At 62.7% G+C, this 22,763-nt stretch carries 23 protein-coding genes and 1 pseudogene; 9 read left to right on the top strand and 15 right to left on the bottom strand.

From position 1 onward, the window contains the following. Positions 1-222: 222 nt before the first annotated feature. Together ydiK and G4923_RS18305 are read right to left on the bottom strand one after the other, a co-directional pair. Positions 223-1,314, bottom strand: a complete 1,092-nt coding sequence (gene ydiK / locus G4923_RS18300) for an AI-2E family transporter YdiK (protein WP_162627300.1) — start codon at positions 1,312-1,314, stop codon at positions 223-225. A 10-nt stretch (positions 1,315-1,324) separates the two neighbouring features. Beyond that, complete coding sequence (locus G4923_RS18305; protein WP_163137927.1) at positions 1,325-2,704, bottom strand: bifunctional NUDIX hydrolase/phosphatase PAP2 family protein; 1,380 nt, start codon at positions 2,702-2,704, stop codon at positions 1,325-1,327. Positions 2,705-2,899: 195 nt separating this feature from the next. Here G4923_RS18305 and G4923_RS18310 point away from each other — a divergent pair, with 195 nt between their 5' ends. Then, positions 2,900-3,277, top strand: coding sequence for a hypothetical protein (locus tag G4923_RS18310; RefSeq protein ID WP_106885584.1), 378 nt, complete (start codon positions 2,900-2,902; stop codon positions 3,275-3,277). Between the two features lie 77 nt (positions 3,278-3,354). Here G4923_RS18310 and G4923_RS18315 read toward each other — a convergent pair whose 3' ends face one another. Then, positions 3,355-4,626 (bottom strand): hypothetical protein, encoded by a 1,272-nt coding sequence (locus G4923_RS18315; protein ID WP_163137913.1) that lies wholly within the window; start codon positions 4,624-4,626, stop codon positions 3,355-3,357. A gap of 223 nt (positions 4,627-4,849) precedes the next feature. Between G4923_RS18315 and G4923_RS18320 the strand changes: the two genes are divergently transcribed. After that, positions 4,850-5,167 carry a YnjH family protein gene (locus tag G4923_RS18320; RefSeq protein WP_163137914.1) on the top strand — a complete coding sequence of 106 codons (318 nt, stop codon included), beginning with the start codon at positions 4,850-4,852 and terminating at the stop codon, positions 5,165-5,167. Positions 5,168-5,827: 660 nt separating this feature from the next. On the opposite strand, the gene G4923_RS18325 is transcribed toward G4923_RS18320, so the two are convergent. Continuing rightward, a complete protein-coding gene (locus G4923_RS18325) occupies positions 5,828-7,276 on the bottom strand; it encodes a catalase (protein WP_163137915.1) in 1,449 nt (482 codons plus the stop codon). A 160-nt stretch (positions 7,277-7,436) separates the two neighbouring features. Between G4923_RS18325 and G4923_RS18330 the strand changes: the two genes are divergently transcribed. Both G4923_RS18330 and G4923_RS18335 read left to right on the top strand, forming a co-directional pair. Continuing rightward, positions 7,437-7,928: a GNAT family N-acetyltransferase gene (locus G4923_RS18330; protein ID WP_163137916.1), complete on the top strand. Its 492-nt coding sequence runs from the start codon at positions 7,437-7,439 to the stop codon at positions 7,926-7,928. Then, positions 7,925-8,782, top strand: a complete 858-nt coding sequence (locus G4923_RS18335; RefSeq protein WP_163137917.1) for an AraC family transcriptional regulator — start codon at positions 7,925-7,927, stop codon at positions 8,780-8,782. The genes G4923_RS18330 and G4923_RS18335 overlap by 4 nt, the downstream gene beginning before the upstream one ends. Before the next feature lie 80 nt (positions 8,783-8,862). Here G4923_RS18335 and G4923_RS18340 read toward each other — a convergent pair whose 3' ends face one another. Then, entirely contained in the window at positions 8,863-9,774 is a 912-nt protein-coding gene (locus tag G4923_RS18340) for a DMT family transporter (protein ID WP_025328590.1), read from the bottom strand. A 120-nt stretch (positions 9,775-9,894) separates the two neighbouring features. Then, positions 9,895-10,338, bottom strand: a complete 444-nt coding sequence (locus tag G4923_RS18345; RefSeq protein WP_163137918.1) for a DUF2214 family protein — start codon at positions 10,336-10,338, stop codon at positions 9,895-9,897. 109 nt (positions 10,339-10,447) lie between these two features. Between G4923_RS18345 and G4923_RS18350 the strand changes: the two genes are divergently transcribed. After that, entirely contained in the window at positions 10,448-12,058 is a 1,611-nt protein-coding gene (locus G4923_RS18350; RefSeq protein ID WP_163137919.1) for a sensor domain-containing diguanylate cyclase, read from the top strand. A gap of 23 nt (positions 12,059-12,081) precedes the next feature. Here the strand turns inward: G4923_RS18350 and G4923_RS18355 are convergent, their stop codons facing one another. Genes G4923_RS18355 through G4923_RS18380 form a run of 6 tightly spaced genes read right to left on the bottom strand, consistent with a single transcriptional unit; the run spans position 12,082 to position 17,352 of the window. Beyond that, complete coding sequence (locus G4923_RS18355; RefSeq protein ID WP_163137920.1) at positions 12,082-12,741, bottom strand: HAD family hydrolase; 660 nt, start codon at positions 12,739-12,741, stop codon at positions 12,082-12,084. Between the two features lie 39 nt (positions 12,742-12,780). After that, positions 12,781-13,788 carry an ABC transporter ATP-binding protein gene (locus G4923_RS18360; protein WP_163137921.1) on the bottom strand — a complete coding sequence of 336 codons (1,008 nt, stop codon included), beginning with the start codon at positions 13,786-13,788 and terminating at the stop codon, positions 12,781-12,783. A 6-nt stretch (positions 13,789-13,794) separates the two neighbouring features. Further along, positions 13,795-14,571, bottom strand: a complete 777-nt coding sequence (locus G4923_RS18365) for an ABC transporter permease (protein ID WP_163137922.1) — start codon at positions 14,569-14,571, stop codon at positions 13,795-13,797. Continuing rightward, complete coding sequence (locus G4923_RS18370) at positions 14,564-15,463, bottom strand: ABC transporter permease (protein WP_163137923.1); 900 nt, start codon at positions 15,461-15,463, stop codon at positions 14,564-14,566. Before G4923_RS18370 ends, G4923_RS18365 begins: the two co-directional genes overlap by 8 nt. After that, positions 15,463-16,296: an alkaline phosphatase family protein gene (locus G4923_RS18375; protein ID WP_163137924.1), complete on the bottom strand. Its 834-nt coding sequence runs from the start codon at positions 16,294-16,296 to the stop codon at positions 15,463-15,465. Before G4923_RS18375 ends, G4923_RS18370 begins: the two co-directional genes overlap by 1 nt. A gap of 9 nt (positions 16,297-16,305) precedes the next feature. Then, positions 16,306-17,352, bottom strand: coding sequence for an ABC transporter substrate-binding protein (locus G4923_RS18380; RefSeq protein ID WP_047440511.1), 1,047 nt, complete (start codon positions 17,350-17,352; stop codon positions 16,306-16,308). Between the two features lie 183 nt (positions 17,353-17,535). Between G4923_RS18380 and G4923_RS18385 the strand changes: the two genes are divergently transcribed. Further along, positions 17,536-18,348 (top strand): UTRA domain-containing protein, encoded by an 813-nt coding sequence (locus G4923_RS18385; RefSeq protein WP_163137925.1) that lies wholly within the window; start codon positions 17,536-17,538, stop codon positions 18,346-18,348. 44 nt (positions 18,349-18,392) lie between these two features. Here the strand turns inward: G4923_RS18385 and G4923_RS18390 are convergent, their stop codons facing one another. After that, entirely contained in the window at positions 18,393-19,157 is a 765-nt protein-coding gene (locus G4923_RS18390) for a helix-turn-helix domain-containing protein (protein ID WP_025328580.1), read from the bottom strand. A gap of 436 nt (positions 19,158-19,593) precedes the next feature. Next, the gene (locus G4923_RS18395) at positions 19,594-20,508 is read right to left on the bottom strand and encodes a LysR family transcriptional regulator (protein ID WP_139744813.1); all 915 of its coding nucleotides are present in this window, start codon (positions 20,506-20,508) and stop codon (positions 19,594-19,596) included. 257 nt (positions 20,509-20,765) lie between these two features. Here G4923_RS18395 and G4923_RS18400 point away from each other — a divergent pair, with 257 nt between their 5' ends. From G4923_RS18400 to G4923_RS18410, 3 genes are read left to right on the top strand one after another with little or no spacing between them, the layout of a single operon-like run. Then, positions 20,766-21,098, top strand: coding sequence for a hypothetical protein (locus G4923_RS18400; protein WP_163137926.1), 333 nt, complete (start codon positions 20,766-20,768; stop codon positions 21,096-21,098). 32 nt (positions 21,099-21,130) lie between these two features. Next, on the top strand, positions 21,131-21,817 hold the full coding sequence (locus G4923_RS18405) for a pirin family protein (RefSeq protein WP_025328577.1): 687 nt from the start codon (positions 21,131-21,133) through the stop codon (positions 21,815-21,817). 18 nt (positions 21,818-21,835) lie between these two features. Then, entirely contained in the window at positions 21,836-22,294 is a 459-nt protein-coding gene (locus G4923_RS18410) for a DoxX family protein (RefSeq protein ID WP_289980842.1), read from the top strand. 64 nt (positions 22,295-22,358) lie between these two features. Here the strand turns inward: G4923_RS18410 and G4923_RS18415 are convergent. Next, positions 22,359-22,763 (bottom strand): annotated as a pseudogene (locus tag G4923_RS18415) (IS1595-like element ISAeme10 family transposase); the annotation flags it as partial.

Genomic DNA, 22,763 nt, shown 5'->3' on the forward strand with positions numbered 1-22,763 from the left:
GTCTGAGACTGTTTGTTAATGAGCTCGCCTTTTTCAATCTGCTCGATCAGCTCCAGTTTAAAAGTCAGGGAGGTATCGCGCTTGGTTCGGTTCATGCCTAGTCCCTTCGGATTCTCAATTGATATGGGAGAAAGGTGTAAGCCATAGTCAGGACGGGACATAGTAAGCAAAAAAGCCGCCCATCGGGCGGCTCTTTTGTATCTGTTATTTATTGCTGAACCTTCACTCAGCCTTGGGCGTTGCGGCGACGGCAGCCCCCTCTGGCTGGTGGTCACCCTCCTTGATCCAGGCATCCAGCAGGGTGTAACCCACCGCCAGCACCACTGGGCCGATAAAGAGCCCTATGATGCCGAGCGCCAGCAGGCCGCCGATGACGCCGACCAGGATCAGGATGAGCGGCAGATCTGCGCCGCGCTTGATGAGGAAGGGGCGCAGGAAGTTGTCCATGGTGCCCGCCAGCAGGGACCAGACCAGCAGGAAGGTGCCCCAGGTAGTATCCCCGCTCCAGTAGAGGTAACCCACGCTGGCCAGCAGCACCGGGAAGGGGCCTATCTGGGCGACGATCAGCAGGAACATCAGCACCACCAGGATCATGACGTAGGGAATGCCGGCAATCAGCAGGCCTATCCCGGCCACAGAGGATTGTACCAGGGCGGTCACCACCACCCCCATGGCGACGGCGCGGATGGCCTGGGAGGCGAGCACGACGGCGTTGTCACCACGCTGGCCCGCCAGGCGGTGGGCGAAGCGGCGAATGCCGTCGGCGGCTTTTTCCCCAGAGTGATAGAGCAGGCCGCAGATGGCCACCGTCAGCAGGAAGTGGACGAACAGCAGGCCGAGGTTGCCCGCCTGGGAGGCGAGCCAGCGGGCTGTCTGGCCGAAATAGGGGGCCAGCTTGGTGAACAGCACCTGGCCGCCGCTCGCCAGTATCTGCTGCCAGAACTCAAACAGCTTGTCGCCGACCAGAGGCACCTGTTGCAGCCAGAGCAGCGCGGGGGGCGGGGAGTGGCTGATGCGGGTGCCCAGCTCGATCAGCATGGGGGCCTTCTCCGCCACGTTGGCCAGCGCCATGAACAGGGGGATGACGAACATCAGCAGCAGAATGCAGCTCATCAGCAGGGCCGCCAGGGCGCGCTTGCCCCACAGCAGGCGCTGGGCCATCTGCATCAGCGGCCAGGTGGCTATGGTGATCATGGTGGCCCAGACCAGGGCGGGCAGGAAGGGGCGCAGCACCATGAAGCACGAGATGATGAGCAGGCTGAGAAACAGCAGGCCCAGGGTGATCTTGGCCAAATCCACTTTTTTCATATGCATTGCGTTCCCTTTAACGAGGGGTGGGGCGTCGTGATCCGGCGCCAGTATGGATAAAAGAGAGCAGCCACCAGAGCGCGGCACTCAGCCAGAGCCCCAGGCAGCCATAGAGTAACCCTTTTCCCGCCAGGATCAGCAGCGAGCTGTCGGTCAGCAGAGGGAGCACGAACAGCGCCCCTGCGATGAGCAGGCCGCCCGCCAGGGCCAGCAGTATGGCATGGAGGGCGGGAGCTGGGTGTCGTTCGAGTTGTAGCAGATTACCCGATACCAGCCCCAGGGTGAACATGGCGAGCCCTGCCAGGGCGCTGGATTGGGTCAGCCAGCCCGCCAGGGCGCTGGCCAGCAACAATAGCACCCAGGGGGCTTGGCGCTGCGCCAGTGCCGCCAGGGGGGAGCGCAGCGCCAGCAGCAGGGCACCGAGACCCAGGCCGGCTGCCACGTCCGAGATAAAGTGCACGCCGAGCCAGACGCGGGCCAGCCCGGCCAGGGCCGCCAGCAGCAGGGCCAGCCCCATGCCCTGCCAGGCTTTGAGGGTGGGCAGGGCGCCGAGCAGCAGGCCCCAGAACAGCAGGGTCGAGGCGGTGTGGCCGCTCGGCATGCCAAAGCCCTGGGCGCTCCGTTGCGCCAGCATGGGGTCGAGGTGGAAGGGCCTGGGCCAGGCTATCCCCTCCTTGAGCAGCTGCACCAAGAGGGTGAGCAGCACCATGGCAAACAGCAGGTTGCGCAGCCTTGACCAGCCCAGCAAGGGGAGCAAGAAGGGGAGCAGGGCCAGCTGGAAGGCCGCCGATCCCAGCAGGTTGCCGACCTCGAGCCAGCTTGCGTTTGGCCCCAGCCACTGCTGCAGACGCTGGATCAGCGGCAGTTCGGCCCTGTGCAGGGCGCTGCCTTCGGGGCTGAAGTCCCGCACCCACTGCACCTCGCTCTCGGGGACCTGGGCCAGCCTGGGAGTGATCCAGTCGAGTTGCGTCGGGAAGCGACGCTGATCATGGGGCAGGCGGGCGGCCTCGATCAGCCTGGCATTGAGGATCTCGCCGCCTAGGTTGGGGGCCTGGAGCAGGGAGACAAAACCCGAGCCGCGCTGGACCCTGATGGGGGTCAGCGTCTGGCAGGCGAATACGGTGGCGCGCTGCCAGCGCCCCAGCTCCCCGGTGATCCGGCCATGGAGCCCCGTCTCCTCGAACAGCTCCCGCAGGGCCGCCTGGGCGGGCGTCTCGCCCCCGTCTATGTAGCCGCCACTCAGGCTGTAGCGATCGGAGATCCTGTCCTGGACCAGCAACAGATCCTGCTGATGGCGGATCACGCAGGCGGCCGCCCCGGGGGGCGCCTCGGCGGCGAGCAGGGAAGATGACAGGGAGCCGAGCAGCAGAAGCAGTAAAAGAGCGGGTCTGAGCATGATGGCGCGACTAAGGGAATAGATGGGGACAAGGGTCACAGAAATCAGATACTTGGGCAATGACTTCCGGTGGATGGCCGGCGCCGGCAGGGGGCATGTCGGCCCAATCTGGGGCGCAAGGATTGCCGTCGGCCCGGGCAGTCCCTAGTATTGGCGGCTATTGTTCTTCTCATTCAACACATCTTGGGGCCTTTCATGCGACAGTTCGGTTTCTTCCTGGGGATTGCCATCGGCGTCATCCTGATACTGTTTGGCAGCATCGTCATCTTCCAGGCCTTGCCTGCCGCACTGGACGTGTTGGAGATGCCGAGCCGCATTCCGTTCGTGCGCGAGGTCTACACCTGGCTGATGACCAGTGCCAATGGCCTCACCAGCCAGCTGGAGCAGAACTTCCTGGAAGCCTTCCAGACGGTGCTCAAGCTGATCCTGCTCATCACCTTCATGTGGGTCTGCGTCAAGCTGGTCAACATGGGGGTGCTGATCATCCGGGCCGGCGTCGACCTCATTCGCACCGCCATCGAGCACAGCGAAGACAAGGTGGCCAAGCCCACCGAGCAGGACCGCCACCTGTAAGGCTCCCCTGCCCATTCGCAGATAAACGACAGGCCATCCTAGGATGGCCTGTTTGCATGGTGAACGGGTTAGCCCTCTTAGTTGAGCAGCTTCTCCAGCTCGGCTTCGGCATCCGCCCTGGCCTGATCGCTCTGCTTCATCCCCTGGGTTTCCACCTTGTCGGCCTGCGCCTGCACGGTGCCGGTCGCTCCGCTTATCACCTTGCTCACCTGTTGCTGCGCGCTGGCTGCGGCCTGCTTGGCGGTGTCGCTGACGGCTTTGCTCGCCTGTTGCTGCGCGCTGGCTGCGGCCTGCTTGGCGGTGTCGCTGACGGCTTTGCCCGCCTGTTGCTGCGCACTGGCTACGGCCTGCTTGGCGGTGTCGTTGACCGCCTTGCCCGCCTGTTGCTGCGCACTGGCTGCAGCCTGCGTGGCGGTATCGCTGACCGCCTGCTGGGCGGAGTGGCTCACGGCCTGGTTGGCTTGCCGCAGAAGATCGGTGGCATCGCTCACCTTCTGGGTGGCTGAGTCACTCACGGCCTTGCTCGCTTGCTGCTGCGCCTTGGTGGTGACGCTGCCGACCGCCTGTTTGGCTGAATCGCTGACGGCCTTGCTGGCCTGCTGCTGTGCCGAGGCAGTGGCGCTGCCGACCACTTGTTTGGCCGAATCGCTGACGGCCTTGCTGGCTTGTTGCTGTGCCGAGGCAGTGACGCTGCCGACCGCCTGGGTGGCCGAGTCGCTCACCGCCTTGCTGGCCTGCTGCTGCGCCTGGGCAGTGGCACTGCCGATCACCTGGCTGGTGGAGTCGGCCAGGGCCTGGGTCGCACTCTGTTGCAGGTTGCCCATCACATTGCCAAGCAGGGAACCGCTGGTTCCCGTCATCACCTTGCCGGCGTCGGTGAGGGCGGTGGCGGTCGGGTTGCCGGCCTGCCACTCCTGCATGGCGCTCGGCCAGGTCGGGGTCGCCGCCGTCAGATTCTCGCCGAAGACCTGAGTCGCGCCGTCTCCCTTCTGCAACATGACGGAGAGCTGGTTGGTGTCGGCGTTCCACACCATGCCGGCCTGTTTGGCCACATCCGGCACAGGGGCGTAGCGGGAAACCACATAAAACAGCGGCCCCTCCTGCTGCAACTCGTTGGCCGTCTTGAGCAGCTGCATGGTGCTGTCGTAGTTGGGCCCCAGCATGGCGGTCATCCTGTCCTTGATCAGCGGCTGCTCGAACAGGTTGGCCTCGTTCGGATCGAAACCGACCAGGGGTTTGAGCAGGGCCCACATCAGCTGGCTGGTGGGGCTCATCATCAGCAAGGGGGCCACGCAGGCGGACAACATCAGACTCAGGCAGGCGGCCTTGAGCAACGGCATGATACGCATCGACAACATATCCAAGTAATTATTTGATTAATAAGGTTATATACTGTCTTTTCCCGACAGCATGACCCGAACTGGCCCGGCTCTTCACACATGGGGAGCGGCGGGCGCTGGCAGGCTATCATATTGCTTCCGGAATGCCAGATGAGCCGACACTTATTGGTCAAGTCGGCGACGCTGGTGGTCGCTTTAGGGGATCACTCTCTCGTTGTCACAGGTGTCACTCATGATCCGAACCGCGTTTTGTCTGTTTGCCCTCGGCGGCCTGCTCCCCGTCCAGGCGGCCCCGGCGTCGAACACCCTCAGCCACTCGGTGGGCACGGATCTGGTGTTGCCCCTGGGCTCACTGCCCGAGCGGGTCTGCTGGTATCAGGATCAGAAATATTCCCTCGGATCTCGCATCCAGCAGGGGGATCTCTGGCTGGAGTGCGGCCCGCAAAACGAGCAGGAGAGCAACGGGCCCCTGGCCTGGCGCGAACCCGCCATCTACGAGCCGGTCGATGAAGGGGCGGTCAACAGGGAGACGATCAGGGTGGGTCAGTGAGCCTTTTCTTGATCCAGCTACAGACACGGCCGTGATCCCTGTCGCATAATGCAGCTCCTTTCTTCTCTTGGCTGGAACCTAAGAAATGGCTCGTCGCTCTTCCAATGCACAACGTCGTCGCAGTAGCTGGTGGTACAAACGCTTGTTGGCAAGGGAGCGGGAAGAGCGCGAAGCGCGTTCCGTTCGGGATTGATACTGCATTGAAAAACGGAGCCTCGAGCTCCGTTTCTTATTCATCACCACGGGTGAATAATGGTGTCGCTCTTCCAATGCACAGCTTGGTTGCCGTAACGGGCGGTACCAACGCTTGTTGGCAAGGGAGCGGGAAGAGCGCGAGGGCGCTGCGTCCGGGATTGATACTGCATTGAAAAACGGAGCCTCGGGCTCCGTTTCCTATTCATTACCACTGGTTCATTACCGCAGGCAGGTTTATTACCGCAGGTGGATAATGGTGCCGTTCTGCCAATGCACAGCTTGGTTGCCGTAACGGGCGGTACCAACGCTTGTTGGCAAGGGAGCGGGAAGAGCGCGAGGGCGCTGCGTCCGGGATTGATACCGCATTGAAAAACGGAGCCTCGGGCTCCGTTTTTCATTCATCACCGTCAGCATCATGACAACGGGGGCCATCAGGCCCCCGTTTTGCTTTTTCAGATCTGCGGCTTAGCGCTGCAAGGCGGCCAGTGCCAGCTCGACCCGCTTGGCGTACTCGGGATCGGCCTGCTCGAAGTGCTTGAGCTGGGCCGCGACTATGGCGTCATCCTCCACATTGATGAGAGAGCGCGCCAGGTTGGCGGCGAGGCGAGCACGCTGCCCCTCGTCCATGATGCGGAACAGATCCCCCGGCTGGCTGTAGTAGTCGTCATCATAGTCGCGGAAGTTGTAGTGCAGGGCGGCCCCTTCCAGACTCAGGGCCGGTTCGTGTTGCTCGCTCGGCTGCTGGGTGCCGAAGCGGTTCGGCTGGTAGTTGGGGCTGGCGCCGCCATTGCTGTCCCCCCGCATGGCGCCATCACGATGGGCGCCGTGGTGGAAGGGGCAGCGCGGGGCGTTGACCGGCAGCAGGCCGTGGTTGACGCCGAGGCGATAGCGCTGGGTGTCACCGTAGGAGAATAGTCGCCCTTGCAGCATGCGATCCGGCGAGAAGCCGATACCGGGCACCACATTGGCCGGGGTGAAGGCCGCCTGCTCCACATGGGCGAAGTAGTTGTCCGGGTTCTGGTTAAGCTCAAGCACGCCCAGCGGGATCAGCGGGTAGTCGCTGTGCGGCCACACCTTGGTGAGGTCGAACGGGTGGATTTTGTAGGTCTGGGCCTCGGCTTCCGGCATCACCTGCACATAGACCTTCCAGCGCGGGAAGTCGCCCCGCTCTATGGCGTTGAACAGATCGGCCTGGCTGGTCTCTCTATCCTGGCCGACGACATTGGCCGCCTCTTCATCGGTGTAGAAGCTGTGGCCCTGCTCTGTCTTGAAGTGGAACTTGACCCAGAAGCGCTCATTGGCATCGTTGATAAAGCTGAAGGTATGGCTGCCGTAGCCGTTCATCTCCCGCAGGCTCCTGGGGATGCCGCGATCGCTGAACAGTATGGTGACCTGATGCAGGGATTCCGGGTGGCGGGACCAGAAGTCCCAGGCGGCGGTGGCGCTGCGCAGGTTGGTGCGCGGATCCCGCTTCTGGGTGTGGATGAAGTCGGGGAATTTCAGGGGATCGCGAATGAAGAAGACGGGGGTGTTGTTACCCACCAGATCCCAGTTGCCCTGCTCGGTATAGAACTTGAGGGCGAAGCCGCGCACGTCCCGCTCGGCATCGGCGGCGCCCTTCTCACCGGCCACTGTGGAGAAGCGCAGGAAGACAGGGGTCTGCTTGCCGACTGTGTTGAACAGGTCGGCCTTGCTGAACGCTCTGATGTCGTGGGTCAGGGTAAAGGTGCCGTAGGCGCCGGAGCCTTTAGCGTGAACCACTCGCTCGGGAATACGCTCGCGGTCGAAGTGGGCGAGTTTTTCCATCAACCAGATGTCTTGCATCAGCACCGGGCCGCGGGGGCCGGCGGTGAGGCTGTTGTTGTTGTCGATGACGGGGGCACCGTTGGCGCTGTGCAGGGTCTTGTCAGTCATGGGGCATCTCCTTGTGATGATGGAGGCACGATACGGCAAGGGGCGCGAGCGGGGCCAATCGGTCAGTTCTAAGTGTTTGATAGGTGGCCCTAATGGAGTTGGCTACGGACACAAAGGGCGCTATTTTGGACGGACGTTCACGCATCAGGGAGGAGAGGGGATGGTTGAGATCAGGATTCGTCAGGCGGAGGCCGGGGATGCCCAGGGGCTGCGGGATCTCTATGCCATGCCAAAGGCTCAGGCAGGCACCCTGCAGATGCCCTATCCGACCCTGGCCATGTGGCAGAAACGGTTGGCCGAGCGTAGCGGCTACGGCCTGGTGGCCATAGTGGATGAGCTGCTGGTCGGCGATCTGGGGCTCTGGCTCGAGCCGAATCCACGTCGTCGCCATGTGGCTGGCATCGGCATGGGGGTACGGGATGACTGGGCCGGGCGCGGGGTGGGCTCGGCCCTGCTGGGGGCGGCGGTGGATCTGGCGGACAACTGGCTCAACCTGCAGCGGCTCGAGCTGACGGTCTACAGCGACAACGCGGCCGCTATCGCGCTCTACCGCAAGTTCGGCTTCGAGCAGGAAGGTTGCTCACCCGCCTATGGGTTTCGTGAAGGGCGCTTCGTCGATGCCCTGCATATGGGGCGGGTCCGTCTGTCATGATCGACTATCGCGAGCGCCTGACCCCCGTGCTGCGGGCGCTGGAGCAGGAGCCGGATCTCTCCATCGAGGAGCTGGCGAGCCGCGCCTGCCTCTCCCTCTATCACTTCCATCGGGTGTTCACCGCCGTGGTGGGGGAGGCGCCGGGGGAGATGTGCCGGCGGCTGCGGATGCAGCGGGCGGCCTGGCAGCTCTGCTACACGGATGCCAGCGTCACCGCCATCGCCCTGGGGGCGGGGCTCGGCAGCTCCCAGGCCTTTGCCAAGGCGTTTCGCCGTCACTATGGCTGCACCCCGGGGGAGTTTCGCCGTGACAAGGGCAAGAACGGACACCATGAGCGCAAGGATGGACACGCATGGGATGATCCCCTCCCTTATGCTGAAGGCCACTCATCAGCAAGGAGCAACACCATGAAAACCGTCGAGATGGATGCCCGCACCCTGGCCTATATCCGGGTCACAGGCCCCTATGGCGAAGGCTATGACGCCGTCTGCAACCGCCTGCACCAGTGGGCCGCGCCCCGCGCTCTGGAGCAGGGGGAGTGGATCTTCATCTACCATGACAACCCGCAAGTGACGCCGCCGGCCCAGTGTCGCACCGACATAGGCGTCACAGTGCCGGTGGGGACCCAGGGGACGGGGGAGGTGGAAACCCAGCTCATCCCCGCCGGGCGCTACGCCCAGTCCCGCTACCTCATCACGGATCGCAACCAGTACGGGCCGCGCTGGCAGGAGCACATAGGCGACATAGTGTCCGCCGGGCTGGAGTTTGGCAGCGGCCCCTGTTTCGAGCTCTATCACAGCGTGAGCAACGATCCCCTGCAGGACGATGTCAGCTTCTGCTCCAGCGTGCGTTAGGCATGTGGCCACAAGTGACAATAAAACGAGGCGCCCAGAGGCGCCTCGTTTTATTGGGGGGGGATGCTGCCATGCCTACATCAGGGCTGGCTGGGCACCTTGTCCCGGCGGGACTTCCACCACCAGCGCAGGCGGATCTGGGAGATCAGCATGCCCGCCAGCATCAGGGCACAACCCACTATGGCCCGCTCGTCCAGATGCTCCCCCAGCAGCAGCACACCGCCGATGGCGGCGAATACTGTCTCCAGGCTCAAGATGATGGCGGCGTGGGCCGGATGGGCACCGCGCTGACCGACCACCTGCAGGGTGTAGCCGATGCCGACCGAGACCAGCCCCGCGTAGAGCAGGGCCTGCCAGCCCGCCACGGCACCGCCGAGGGTCGGGGTTTCGATGACAAAGGCTGTGCCAAGACTGAGCAGGCCGCACACCACGAACTGCACACCCGCCAGGCGGATAGGGGCGACCCGGTTCGAGTAGTGATCCAGCACCAGCAGGTGAATGGCCCAGAACAGGGCGCCGATCACCTGCAGCAGATCACCGTAGCCTATGGTGAACTCCTCGGTCACGCTGAGGTAGTAGAGCCCGGCCATGGCGATGAGGGCACCAATCCAGGTGTTGGCCCCTGTCTTGTGGCGCAGGGCCAGGCCGATGACGGGCACCAGTATGATGTAGAGACCCGTGATGAAGCCCGCCTTGGCGGCCGTGGTGTAGAGCAGTCCCACCTGTTGCAGGGAGGCGGCGCTGAACAGCACGCCCCCGGCGATCAGGCCCCCGACCAGCAGCAGGCGGCGATCGCCCGCGGGTGATCCGGCTTGCGGCCTGGGCTGGCGCGACTTGAGCCACCACAGCAGGGGTAGCAGGGAGGCGGCACCGAGCAGGAAGCGCAGGCCGTTGAAGGTGAAGGGCCCCATGTGATCCATCCCCAGGCGTTGGGCGACGAAGCCCAACCCCCAGATGGCGGCGGCCATCAATAACATCATGTTTGAACGCATACGGATTCATCCCTGAGAGAGCAGTGACAGGGGCACTCGGGCCCCTGTCAGTACGATACCTGTCTGCGGGGGGGGTTGTCGCCGGTGATTTGCAATCAGATGGGGGCCAGCCCGGGGACGCTACCAGCCGCTTGCCAGCCTGGCGAGCAGGGGCAGCAGGGCGAGCATCAGCAGGTTGCCCCTGAGGATCCAGATCACCCAGAACTGCTGCTGGATGGAGACTATGGGGGCGCGTCCCTGACGCAGGGAGCGGCGCCAGTGATGGAACAGTCGGCTGGGGTAGCCGAAGCTGAGGGCCATGGCGAAGAACAGCAGCAGCTTGGTGCGATAGCCGGGATTGGCCAGCAGGGCCGCCGGTTGCAGCGGGTGGGCGAGCACCATGAGCACGCCTGTGATGAAGATGAACAGCAGCGCCAGCGCCGCCAGGCTGTCCGCCAGCAGCAGCTTGCGTACCTGTTCGATGGACATGCCGCGCCGGAACAGAAAGTACTCCGAGGTGATGGCGCCGGTCAGGGTGATCACGGCGCAATAATGGAGCGCTGTCAGCAGTTCCGGGTTCAACATCCGAGCCAGTTCCTTCTCGTTGGCCACATGGCAAGCTTCCCTTTGGACGCCATAGAGCGGGGCTGATATTCTGACACTACACGACGTCGGGGGATAGCAGGAGTCAGGGTTGGATAAACGAGCAGTCTCCAAAAAGACCTGGTCCCTGGTTGCCCGGATGCGTCTGGGCCTGTTGCTGTTGTTCATCCCGGTGCTGATGCTTGGGGGTATCTATTACCTGCACATGGAGCGCAGCCTGCAACAAGAGTTGCAGCAACGCCTGCTCGCCACCAACCACCAGTTGCGTCATGTCTTCATCGAACCCTATCTGCACGAAATGGAACGCCAGTTCACCCTCATCTACGACCAGGTGAAGGTGGACGACATCAGCGGCCCCCGACTGAACAATGCCGAGTCCTACCTCAAGGAGTGGCGCCTCTACAAGGGGGTCATGGCAGATCTCATCTACATCTATGTCGGCAACGCCGAGCGCCAGATGCTGATCTACCCCGAATGGCAGGCGGATGCGGGCTTCGATCCCAGGACGCGTCCCTGGTATCAGCTGGCCAGCCAGCATCTGGGCAAGATGGTCTGGACCGAGCCCTATTACGACTACACCAACGGCAACCTGGTCATCGCGCTCGCGCGGGCCATCACCGACAAGGAGGGCAAGGTGCGCGGGGTGTTCGCGGTGGATGCGGTGCTGGCCCCCTTCTCCGCCCAGCTGAACCGGCACCTGGACGACGGTTACCAGATGATCGTCAATCAGTCCGGCAAGGTGCTGGCCCACCCTGACCCGTCCCAACTGCTCAAGCCCATGGCCCACCCGAGCTGGCTCTCCCGCTTCAGCCAGGAGGATGGCATCTTCCTGGATCAGGATTCCCGGCAGTTTGTGGCCTACAGCCGCCTGCCCGAGCGCAACTGGGTGCTGATCAGCGTGCTGCCGGCGTCGAGCATCCAGGCCGTGGTGGCGCGGGCCTCCCTCAACGTGCTCGGGGTTGTGGTGCTGGCCAGCGTGCTCTATGCGCTGCTGGCCCTGGTCTGGTCCCGTTACTTCAGGCGGATGCTGGACGAGATCTCCACCATGATCCGCGCCAGCAGGATGCCACCCGATGGGGTACCCCAGGGGGGAATGCACGAACTCAGGCACGTCTATGCCGAGCTGGCGGAGGTGAGCAAGGATTACCACGAGGCGCGCCAGCACGCTAACCTGGACAAGTTGACCGGACTCTACAACCGCCGCTTCTTCGACGAACGCCTGAACCGGCTGCTGCTGGAACAGCACGCCTTCTGTCTGGCCATGATCGATCTGGATGGCTTCAAGCTGGTCAACGACAACTATGGTCACCAGACCGGGGATGTGGTGCTCAAGCGGGTGGCCAAGCTGGGCAACCAGCTGCTGGAGGATCACGGCTGGGTCTGCCGCTACGGGGGCGAGGAGCTGGTGGTGTTGCTGGCCAACCCTGACATCCACTTCTGCCAGATGCTGCTGGAGCAGTACAGGATAGGGGTCGCATCCCTGGACTGGCGTGAACCCGGCCTTGGGATCACCTTCAGCGGCGGCCTGGTGGCGAGCGTCCCCGGTCTGGATGCCAAGGGGCTGCTCGACATCGTCGATGCCGAGGTCTATCGCGCCAAGCGGGATGGCAAGAACCGCATCTATCTGGGGGGAGTCGCCCCCTTGGCGCAGCACGAGGTGCCGCCGGCAGACGATGGGGTGCTGAGCAAAGAAGAGGCCTGAGGGCCTCTTCTTCATTCAGCGGCTCAAGGGAGCAAGTGCCACTCCCACAGGGGCCAGCCCAGCTCCGAGGCGCACTGGCGCAGCGCAGGGGCCGGATTGACCCCGTGGGGATGAGTCACCGCCCTCAGCATGGGCAGATCGTTGTGGGAGTCGCTGTAACCAAAGCTCCCCTGCCAGAGGTTGTCCCGTCCGGCAAACAGCTGGTTGATGCGGGTCACCTTGCCTTCGCGAAAACTCAGGGTGCCGCGGGTCTGGCCGGTCAGCATCCCCTCTTCCTCGTCGAGCAGTATGGCGACGCAGTGATCCATCCCCAGCATCTTTGCCATGGGAGCCACCAGATGCTCGCCGGAGGCGGAGATGAGCACCAGCTCGTCGCCCCGCTCCCTATGCCACTCGATGCGCGCCAACCCCTCGGGGTAGAGGCGCTCGCGCAGCACCTGCTCGGCAAAACGGCTACAGAGCGAGTCGAGCCATTGGCGCGACTTGCCCACCAGCGGCTGCAGGGTGAAGGCCATGTATTGATGCATGTCCATCTTGCCCTGATGGTAGAGGGACATCATCCCCTGCTCCTCGGCCACCATGCCCGCCGGGGCCAGCTCTTCGGCCACCATGTACTCCAGCCAGAGGCTGGCGGAATCCCCGGCAATCAGGGTCTCGTCCAGATCAAACAGTGCCAGTGCCATGAGGGCTCCTTGCGGTAACAACGAAAATGAAACTAGGCGTCATGCTACCTCACACAGCTGATCCCGGGCCACCGCCAGGGTCACGGTGCTCCCCACAGCCAGCAGATCGCCAGCCGAGCGGTTGAGGCAATCCACCGTCAACAGCCCCGCCTCGCACTCCACCTGATAACGGATCACGTTGCCGAGCAGCTGTTGCTGGCGAACGATGCCGGGCAGGCTGGGCTCGCTGCTGGTCGCCCCTGCGGGCAGCAGGGTGATGGACTCCGGCCGCAGCGCCAGCTTGCCCTGAAAACGGGGGCCGAACAGCGACTTGCCCTGCTCTGCGCCGAGCAGGTTGTAGTTGCCGATAAAGCCCGCCACAAACTCGCTGGCGGGGCGGGTGTAGATCTGCTCCGGCGTGCCGCTCTGCACTATGGCTCCCTTGTTCATCAGGAAGATCCGATCTGACAGGGTGAGCGCCTCCTCCTGATCGTGGGTGACGAAGATGGTGGTGAGCTCGAGGCGCTGCTGGATCTCGCGGATCTGCTGGCGCAGGCTGCGGCGGATGCGGGCATCCAGCGCCGAGAGCGGCTCGTCCAGCAAGAGGATCCTTGGCCGTACCACCAAAGCGCGCGCCAGTGCCACCCGCTGGCGCTGACCGCCGGAGAGCTCCCCCGGATAGCGGCGCTCGAAGCCGGTCAGCTCCACCAACTCCAGCGCCTCTTTCACGCTGGCCGCCAGCTCCCGTCCCGGCTGGGGTTTCATCTTGAGGCCGAAGGCGACGTTGTCCCACACCGTCATGTTGGGGAACAGGGCATAGCTCTGGAACACCATGCCGATGCCCCGCTTCTGGGGCGCCTGCCAGGTGATGTCCTCACCGGCCACCCGCACCTGACCGCCATCCACCGGGGTGAGCCCCGCCAGCGCCCGCAGCAGGGTGGACTTGCCGCAACCGGAGGGGCCAAGCAGGGTCACCAGCTCCCCCTTGCGGATGCCGAATTCTATCCCCTCGAACACAGGAGTGTCGCCGTAGGATTTGTGCAACTGATTGACTTCTAAATGAAACATATTGGATCACCGATGAAATCTGTTGGCCGCCCAGGTGAGCAGCAGGGTCAGCAGGAAGTAGCTCATCACCAGTGCACTGGTGAAGTGGCCCGAGGTGGCGCGCATGTTGTAGAGGTAGACCTGCAGGGTCTCGTAGCGGGTGCCCACCAGCATGTTGGCAAACACGAACTCACCGAGCAGGAAGGAGAGCGAGAGAAACAGCGCCGCCAGCAGCCCCTTGCGCAGGCAAGGGATCACCACCAGCAGAAAGGCGCGCCGACTGCTCGCCCCCAGCAGATGGGCGGCATCCATCAGATCCCTGAGCGGCACCCCTTGCAGACTGTTGGCCAGCGCCCGGTACATAAAAGGGAGCACCACAGTGAACCAGGTGCCGATCAGTATCCAGGGCGTGCCGATAATCGGCAGCGGGCCGTCGGCGTAGATCTGCAGCAGCCCCACCGAGGAGACCACGGGCGGCACCGCGAAGGGGAGCAGGATCAGCAGGTTCATCCAGGGATCCAGCTTGGGGAAGTAGTAGGCCACCACCAGCACGGTGGGCACCAGCACCAGGGTACCCAGCAGCAGGGTGGCGAAGCAGACCAGCAGGCTGCGGCCAAAGGCCGCGAGGAAGCGCGGATCGCCCCAGAGCTTGAGATACCAGTCGAGGGTGAAGCCGTCCGGCAGCAGAGTCGCCCCCCAGCGGGTGGAGATCGAATAGAGAAAAGTGGCCAGCAGCGGCAGCAGCAGGGTGGCGACCAGCGCCCCCAGCACCCACTTGGGCCAGCTCGGTTGCAAATCATGCATGGGATTGCCCCCTGTTCACATAGCTCTTTTTCAGCAGCCACTGGTTGGCGGCCGTCACTACCCCCAGCAGCACCATCAGGATCACCGCCAGCGCCGCCGCCATATTGGGCTCGAGGAAGATATCGCCGGAGACCAGGCTGGCCACCCTGATGGTCACCAGATTGAAATTGCCTGTGGTGAGGGCATAGGCGGAGGCATAGGCCCCCACAGCGTTGGCAAACAGGATGATCAGGGTGCCGAGCAGCGCAGGCGTCAGCACCGGCAGCGCCACGTGCCACACATACTGGCCCTTGCTCGCTCCCAGCAGCGCGGCGGCTTGCGGCCACTCATCCTGCAGCGCATCGAAGGCCGGATAGAGCAGCAGCAACGCGAGGGGGATCTGGAAGTAGGTGTAGATGAGGATAAGGCCCGACCCCGAGTAGAGGTTGAAGCCGTCGATCAATCCCCAGGATTTGAGCAACAGGGTAACGGCGCCGTTGATGCCGAGAATGATGATGAAGGCGAACGCCAGCGGCACTCCGCTGAAGTTGCCTGTCATGGTGACAAAGGCCAGCAGCAGCCGCTTGACCCGCTCGCCGCTGTGACGCAGCGCCGCAGCCCCGAGCGTGCCGATGGCAAGCCCCCCTAGACTGGCGATACCGGCGATACGCAACGAGTTACCGAAGGACTGCAGGTAGAAGGGGGAGCTCAAAATCTCCCGATAGTAGTCGAGGCCCCAGCCATCGGGGGTCTGAAAACTGCCCACCAGCACCCACACCATGGGGGCGAGCTGGAACAGTATCATCAAGAGGACAAAGGGCAGCAGCACCAGGGCCGGCAGCCAGTGGCGGCGCGCCTGGCGCCGGGTTGCCACGGGTTGATCCAGCAGGATCTCGGTGGTTGCAGGCATCATCAATGCACCTCGCGCATAAAGGCCGCCTTGAGCAGCGGGGGAGCCACCGGCTTGTCGTGGGGAACCCCCAGCAGGTCGGCCATCAGGGCGCAGAGCTGGGTCTGGGCGATCACCACCCCATCCGGCCAGTGCTCGACGAAGGCATCGCCAAAGAGCCAGAGCGGCACGGTGCGCTCCTCCGGCAGGGTGCCGCCGTGGCTCAAGTCATTGTTCATACCGTGATCCGAGGTGATCACCACCTGATACCCCTCTGCCAGCCACAGGGGCAGCAGATCGGCCAGCAGGCTGTCCATGCGGCGCGCCTGGTTACGGTACTGGCGGGAATCGAGGCCAAACTTGTGGCCCGCATCGTCCACCCCCATGGGGTGGATCAGCAGAAAGTCGGGATCATGTTGGGTTCTGAGCCACTCCCCATCCATCAGCAGATGGCTGTCGGGGTAGTTGTCATCCCAGTAGAAGCAGCCGTGCTGGATAGGCAACAGCTCATCGTGAGTAAAGCGATCGCGGGCAGCCAGCCAGGGGCTGCGGTTGTAGAGTTCGCTAACCCAGTAGTAGGCCGCCGCTGCGGTGCCTTTGCCTGCCGCGCGGGCCAGATGGAAGATGGAGTCATGCAGACTGAGGCGACTCACCCCGTTGTGGGTGATGCCGCTCGCCACCGGCGGCACGCCGGTCAGGATGCACTCGTAGAGGGGCCGGGAGAGGGAGGGCAGGGCAGAGCTCAGGGTCGTATGCAGGCCGCGCCCCGCCTCCACCATGCCGAAAAGGTAGCCCATACAATGGGCTACCTCGGCTGCCAGACCATCCACAAGTACCACTATCACCTTGTGTTGCACTGGATTTCCTTACTGCATGTTGATCATGACGGTTTCTTGCCACTGGCGCGGCAGGGCCTTGGAGCTCTGCTCCCAGGCTGCATGATCCTGCACCGGCTTGGCATTGGCATACTGCTCGGCCGGCAGCAGCTTGGCTTTCACGTCATCCGGCAGGGTCACATTGCTGCGGATGGGGCGGGCGTAGCCACGGGCCAGGTTGATTTGACCGGCATCGGAGAGGATGTATTCCCGCGCCAGCTTGGCGGCGTTGGGGTTCTTGGCCCACTTGTTGATGATGGTGGTGTAACCGGCGATGACGGAGCCGTCGCTCGGGATCACCACATCAAACTTCTTGGGGTCGATCTGGTCGCGGTAGTTCAGGGCGTTGAAGTCCCACAGCACACCCACTTCCACTTCGCCCTTCTCGATGTTGGCTATGGTCGGGTCGTTCAGTGACAGGCGACCCTGCTTGGCCAGCTGGCCGAACAGCTCCAATGCAGGCTTGAGGTTCTTCTCGCTGCCACCAGTGGCATAGGCCGCCGCCAGCACGCCGTTGTTGGCCTGGGAGGCCACGCCCACGTCACCCAGGGTCACCTTGTAGTCGCCACCCAGCAGGGATTGCCAGCTGGTGGGGGCGGCCTTGACCAGATCCTTGTTGATCAGGAAGGCAATGGTGCCGGTATAGGCCAGCATCCAGTGCCCGTCCGCATCCTTGGCCCAGTTGGGAATATCGGCCCAGGTGGAGGGTTTGTAGGGCTGGGTGACCCCCTGCTTGACCGCAACCGGGCCGAAGGCGCCGCCCACGTCACCGATATCGGCGGTGGCATTGGCCTTCTCGGCGGCGAACTTGGCGATCTCCTGCGCCGAGCTCATGTCGGTATCCTGATGCTTGATGCCGTAGATGCTGCCGAGCTGCTGCCAGGTATCCTTCCAGTTGGCCCAGCTGTCGGGCATGCCGATGCTGTGAAGCTGGCCTTCGCCACGGGCGGCCTTTTCGAGATCCGCGATATTTTCGGCGGCAAACAGCGGTTGACTGATGGCCACCAGGGCCAGTGCACTTGCGATCACGCTTTTCATCATCCCATCCCTCTGGACTAGGTCAGTTAAGGTTCGAGAGGGATGCTAGAGGGGAAATATGACGGTGGCGGGGCGCTTTGATGGCGTTTTCGTGACAATCGCCCTGTCATGGCGCTGTCATCAGCAGGGGTTACAACTCGGGGCCGACAGCCGCTGGTCTACTCCAGTCGAGCGCAATCCGGAATGACCGACAGGGACGTGACAGTGACAGAGCGATTGAGGGAACAGGGGCTGGCCGATGGCCGTAGCCCCTCCAAGTGCGAGCAGATTTGCCAGACCCTGCGCCGCTATATCGGCAGCGGCCAATTGGGGGCCGGGCAGCAGCTGCCCGCCGAGCGGGCCCTGAGCGAGCGCTTCGCCACCACCCGCATCACCATCAAGGAGGCGCTCTCCAGCCTCGAAGCAGACGGCCTTATCTACCGGGCCGAGCGGCGCGGCTGGTTCGTGGCGCCGCCGCGCCTCACCTACGATCCCGCCATCCACACCCACTTTCACCAGTGGATAGGCGAGCAGCAGCGCACCGCCGAAACCCGGGTGCTGGCCCATGGCGGCGAGCTTGCCAGCAGCGAACTGTGCCGCTGGATGGGGCTGGCGCCCTTCACCCCGCTTTATGAAATCCGTCGCCAGCGACTGATCGACGGCCGCCCCGTGCTCCACGTCAGCCACCACCTGCTGGCGAGCCGCTTTCCCGATATCGCCAGCGCGCCCCTGGCGAGCTCCCTCACCGAGCTCTATCAGCAGCGCTATGGCATAGGCCAGGGCGGGGCCAGCCTCGAGATCACCCCCTCGGCGGCGCGGGGCGCCATCGCCCGTGCCCTCAATCTGGCGGAGGGGAGCGCGGTGCTCAGGCTGGTGCGGGTCAACTACGACGAACGGGGCGGGCTGGTGGATTGCGATATCGAGCACTGGCGGCCGGATGCGATACGCATCTGCCTCGATACGAGGGTGCTGCAGCCGATTGTCGGCCAGCTGCAGCGTGTCCAGCTTGCGGATTAGGTAGCAGACAGCCAGCGTGACGGATCCCGCAGGATCCGCCGGGATCAGTTGTCGATATTGGGGATAAGGTCGTCGAAGCTCTGGTAGCCGCAGTCCGCCAGTTGCAGCGACATTGTGTAGGTCTTGCTGCCCTCCCGCTGGCCTATGGCGGGGCGGTTGAGCTTGAGCTCCTGATGCCAGTACTCCTTCATGCGATCGATGAGGGCCATGGCCTCGCTCTCGTCCAGGTGGAGCTGGCAGAGCGCCATGTAGTTGTTGGACTTGTGCATGTTCTCCACCAGATAGTCCCCCAGCACCGACATGGCCTGGCGTGCCTGCTGGCGGGCGAAGCGGCTGTGTTGCTCGAAGCTGATCCGCTCGCTGATGAGGAAGTGGTAGCTGTTGTCTATACCGAGCTGCAGTATGCCGAGCTTCTCCAGCTTGCGCAGATAGAGGTAGCAGGAGGCGTCGGTCAGGCCGTATTCCCGCTTGAGATCGATCAGCGTCTTGTCGCGCCAGAAGATGTTGGCGAGGAAGGCGTAGAGGCCGGGCTCCTTGTGAAACGCCTCGTCCTGCTCCTGGGTGAAGACGGCGCGGCGGCTCTGGGCGTCCTGGGTGCGGTCCAGCAGCTCCTCGAACGAGAGCCCCACCAGGTGGCAGATCTCCAGCAGGGTGTCGAACGGCAGGGAGGGCTTGTTCATCATCCGCTTTATGGTAGCGATGGAGACCCCCATGGCTTCTGCCAGGGTCTGATAGCGGATCCCCTTGTCGGTCAGGGTCTTCTTCAGGGTGTCGAGAATGTGGTTGGCCAGGGTCTGGCTGTAGGTCATGCAACTATTCCTTTATCTGCATTTTTAGTCGTGCCAGAAAATGAGAGATTTGTCTGTATCGGGCTCAATTTTTGACACCTAGAAAAACCAGAGGAGATACGTCCGGTGATAACGGCTGAAATGGCCTGACCAGTCATGGTGCAAGGTGGCAGATAATGACACTCGATGGTGCATATCCTTCAACCTTTCAACATTTTGCTGGTGATGCATATTACATCGCACATAATCCAACACGAATCGGATTCAATACCTTCCTGGTTGAGAAAACGATTGTTTGCTTCCAATTTAAGGGTTTTTTTAACCGCAAGGTTTTATTCTTTCCTGGCATTGAGCGGAACTCGCAAGAGGTCCGCTTTTTTTCTTTTCTCCGAATTTGAGCCCGCCGTCAAGGAAGGGGCGCATTTTTTGGCACCTCCTGCGCCGCCTTCCCGAGGGACTATTCCCCCTTGCAGGGGAACAGCTTGGGGATCTCCCGCACCAGCCAGCTCTTGGCCTTGCCCATGGTATCTCGCCGCCAAGCCAGCACGACCTGCACCTGATGGCGATACTCGGGGCCTATCACCTTGAGGCGTCCCGCCTTGATGTCTTCTTCTATCCAGCTCAGTGGCATGGTGCCGACGCCAATGCCCGCCAGCAGGGCATCGCGCTTCTCCCCCATGGTGCTGACGGTCAGGCGCGGCTGCTTGTCCAGCAGACGATAGGTGAGGGCGGGCTTGCGCCGCGCCGTGTCGGCGATGGCGATGGCGCGGTAGCGGCGCAGTGTCTCGTCCGCCAGGGGCTCGGGCTCCAGGTGCAGGGGGTGATCCGGGTGGGCGACATAGAGCATCACCTCCTCCTGCAAGGGCTGATGCTTGATGCCCGTCATCATGATATCGGGGTTGAGGGAGGAGATGAGCAGATCCGCCCGGCCATCTTCCAGACACTCCCAACTGCCCGCCAGCACCTCGGCTCGCAGCCGCAGCCGGGTATCCGTCTGCTCGGCCAGCCGCTCCACCAGGGGGTAGAGCGCCTGCAGCGGCACCAGGGCATCCACGGCTATGGTGATGTCGGTCTCCCAGCCCCGGGCCAGGGCCCGGGTCTCCCCCACCAGGTGCTCGGCAGCCTCCAGCAGCAGACGACCCTGCTCCAACAACATGCGCCCGGCCGGGGTGAACTTGGTTCTGTGGCCACTGCGATCAAACAGCATGGCGTCCAGCTCGTCTTCCAGCTTCTGCACCGTGTAGCTCAGTGCCGAGGGCACCTTGCCCAGCTCGTCGGCGGCCGCCGCGAAGCTGCCACGGCGGTCTATGGCGTCCAGCACCCGGATCGCCTCCAGGGTCAGCGCCCGTTCCTTGTTCGATTCCTTGGCCATATCTAACCTTCAATTATTTTGAACATGTTTGCCAGATTATCTCGCTAACAACTTAGGGCAAGTGACTTTAATATTCAATCAACGCTTAGGCAGGAAGGCCAGGCGGCCAAATAAAAGGTAGTTCCAGGCTGAGACATCACACAGAACGATGTCTGCTGTAGGTGAAAGAACAACACACTATTTGAATAACCTCTTGCATGGATGCATTGATTCGGGCCGAAACGGCCTTGGCAATGACATAAAAACCAAGAGAGTGAATGAACATGAAAAACCTAATCAAGATGCTGGCCGTTGCAGGCCTGATGACCGCAGGTTTCGCCCAGGCTGCCGTACCGGGCGACATCAATGCCGCTCCTGGCGTGCTGTTTGTGAACTGGAACGCGACTGCCGCCATGGCTGGCAAGGCCAACCCCATGCTGGAGGTGCGCGATGAGTCTGGCGATCTGCTGGCATCGGTTCACGCCAGCCTGATGGGCACCCAGCAGGTCAAGATCCCGAGCCGCACCCAGGGCAACCTGACGGTGAGCCTGGGGGATCAAAGCAGCGACTACCGCATCCCGTTCGGTCTGGGTGACGGTCGCCAGCGTTAATCAACCGTTTACAGGTATTGGAGGAGCACACCATGATGAAATTGAGAGCCGCAGCTGAACGGGGTCATGCCAACTTCGGCTGGCTGGATGCACGCCACAGCTTCTCGTTCGGTCACTACTATGACCCGGACTGGATGGGGCACTCCGTCCTGCGGGTCATCAACCAGGATCTGGTGTCGCCGGGTGGCGGCTTCGCTACCCACCCTCATGCCAACATGGAGATCCTCACCTGCGTGCTGAGCGGCACCATAGAGCACAGGGACAGCCTCGGTCATGCCGAGCAGATCCCGGCGGGGGATTTCCAGCTGATGAGCGCAGGGTCCGGCATCCGGCACAGCGAGTACAACCCCTCGCAGACCGAGCCCCTCTCCCTGTTGCAGATCTGGATAGAGCCGAACGAAGTCGGCACTACCCCGGGTTATCAGCAGAAGAAGATAGCCACCCAGCCCGGGCTGACGCTGGTCGCGTCACCGGATGGGGAGGCGGGATCCTTCAGGATCCGCCAGCAGGCCCGCATCTGGCGACTGCAGCTTGCCGAAGGGGAAACCCTCGAATGGGCATTGCAAGGGCGTCATGGTTACCTGCATATGATTTCAGGGGAGCTGACTGGCAACGGTCTGGCTGCCCGACCCGGCGACGGCCTGCTCAGTCGCGATGAGGCGTCCTGGACGCTCACCGCCTCAGAGGGGAGTGAAGCCCTGCTGTTTGATCTGCCCTGATAGATAAATCTCGGCGAAATGAATGAGTTAACAATTAGCACTTACACTGTTATTACCAAGATGGGTAATCAAAGGAATCTGACGATGGACAAGATGAAAGATGTGGCACTGCTGGCGGGTCGTATTTTGCTGGCGCTGATGTTCGTGATGGCAGGCTGGGGCAAGATCGGCGGTTACGCCGGTACCCAGGGTTACATGGAAGCCATGGGCGTGCCCGGGTTCATGCTGCCCCTGGTGATCCTGCTGGAGCTGGGTGGCGGTCTGGCCATAGTGCTGGGTCTCTTTACCCGCAGCCTCTCCGTGCTGCTGGCCGGTTTCACCCTGATGGCCGCCTTCATCTTCCACTATCAGCCTGCCGAACAGATGCAGATGCTGATGTTCATGAAGAACCTCTCGGTGGCCGGTGGTTTCCTGGCCCTGGCGGCAGCCGGTCCTGGTGCCTTCAGCCTGGATGCCCGCCTCGGCAAGTGTTGGTAATACCCTGATAGTTCAAGTTTTCCAACGCCTTTCGGCCGGTGCAGTTGCACCGGCTTTTTTATGGCTATGTCCCAATTACGTGTTGCATGGGGCGCCCCAGCGCCTCCTGCAAGCAATGTGGGATAGTCACTTCCCGTCCATAGCGCTCCAGCATCCTTCGCCAACCCAGATAATTCCTCAGATAGTGGGTCGCTACCCCATGGAACCGCTCCATCCACTCTTTCAAACGCCTGTGGTACCCGTTCACATGCTGGATGTGGTACGCGCCAACCACGCGCTCGCCTTGACGATTGCGCACGACCTGATGGGTCACTCCCTGCGCTTTGCTGAAACTGGCATACACCCCGGCGCCATCGCTACACAACACCGCATCTGGCGAGACAAGGGGTGTCAAAACCGCTATCACCGTCTCGGCATTCATTTTCTCCAACTGAAAATCCGCATGGTGACCAGCCCGGTCCTGAACCAC

The sequence above is a fragment of the Aeromonas rivipollensis genome, from assembly GCF_010974825.1.
Lineage (GTDB): Bacteria > Pseudomonadota > Gammaproteobacteria > Enterobacterales > Aeromonadaceae > Aeromonas > Aeromonas rivipollensis.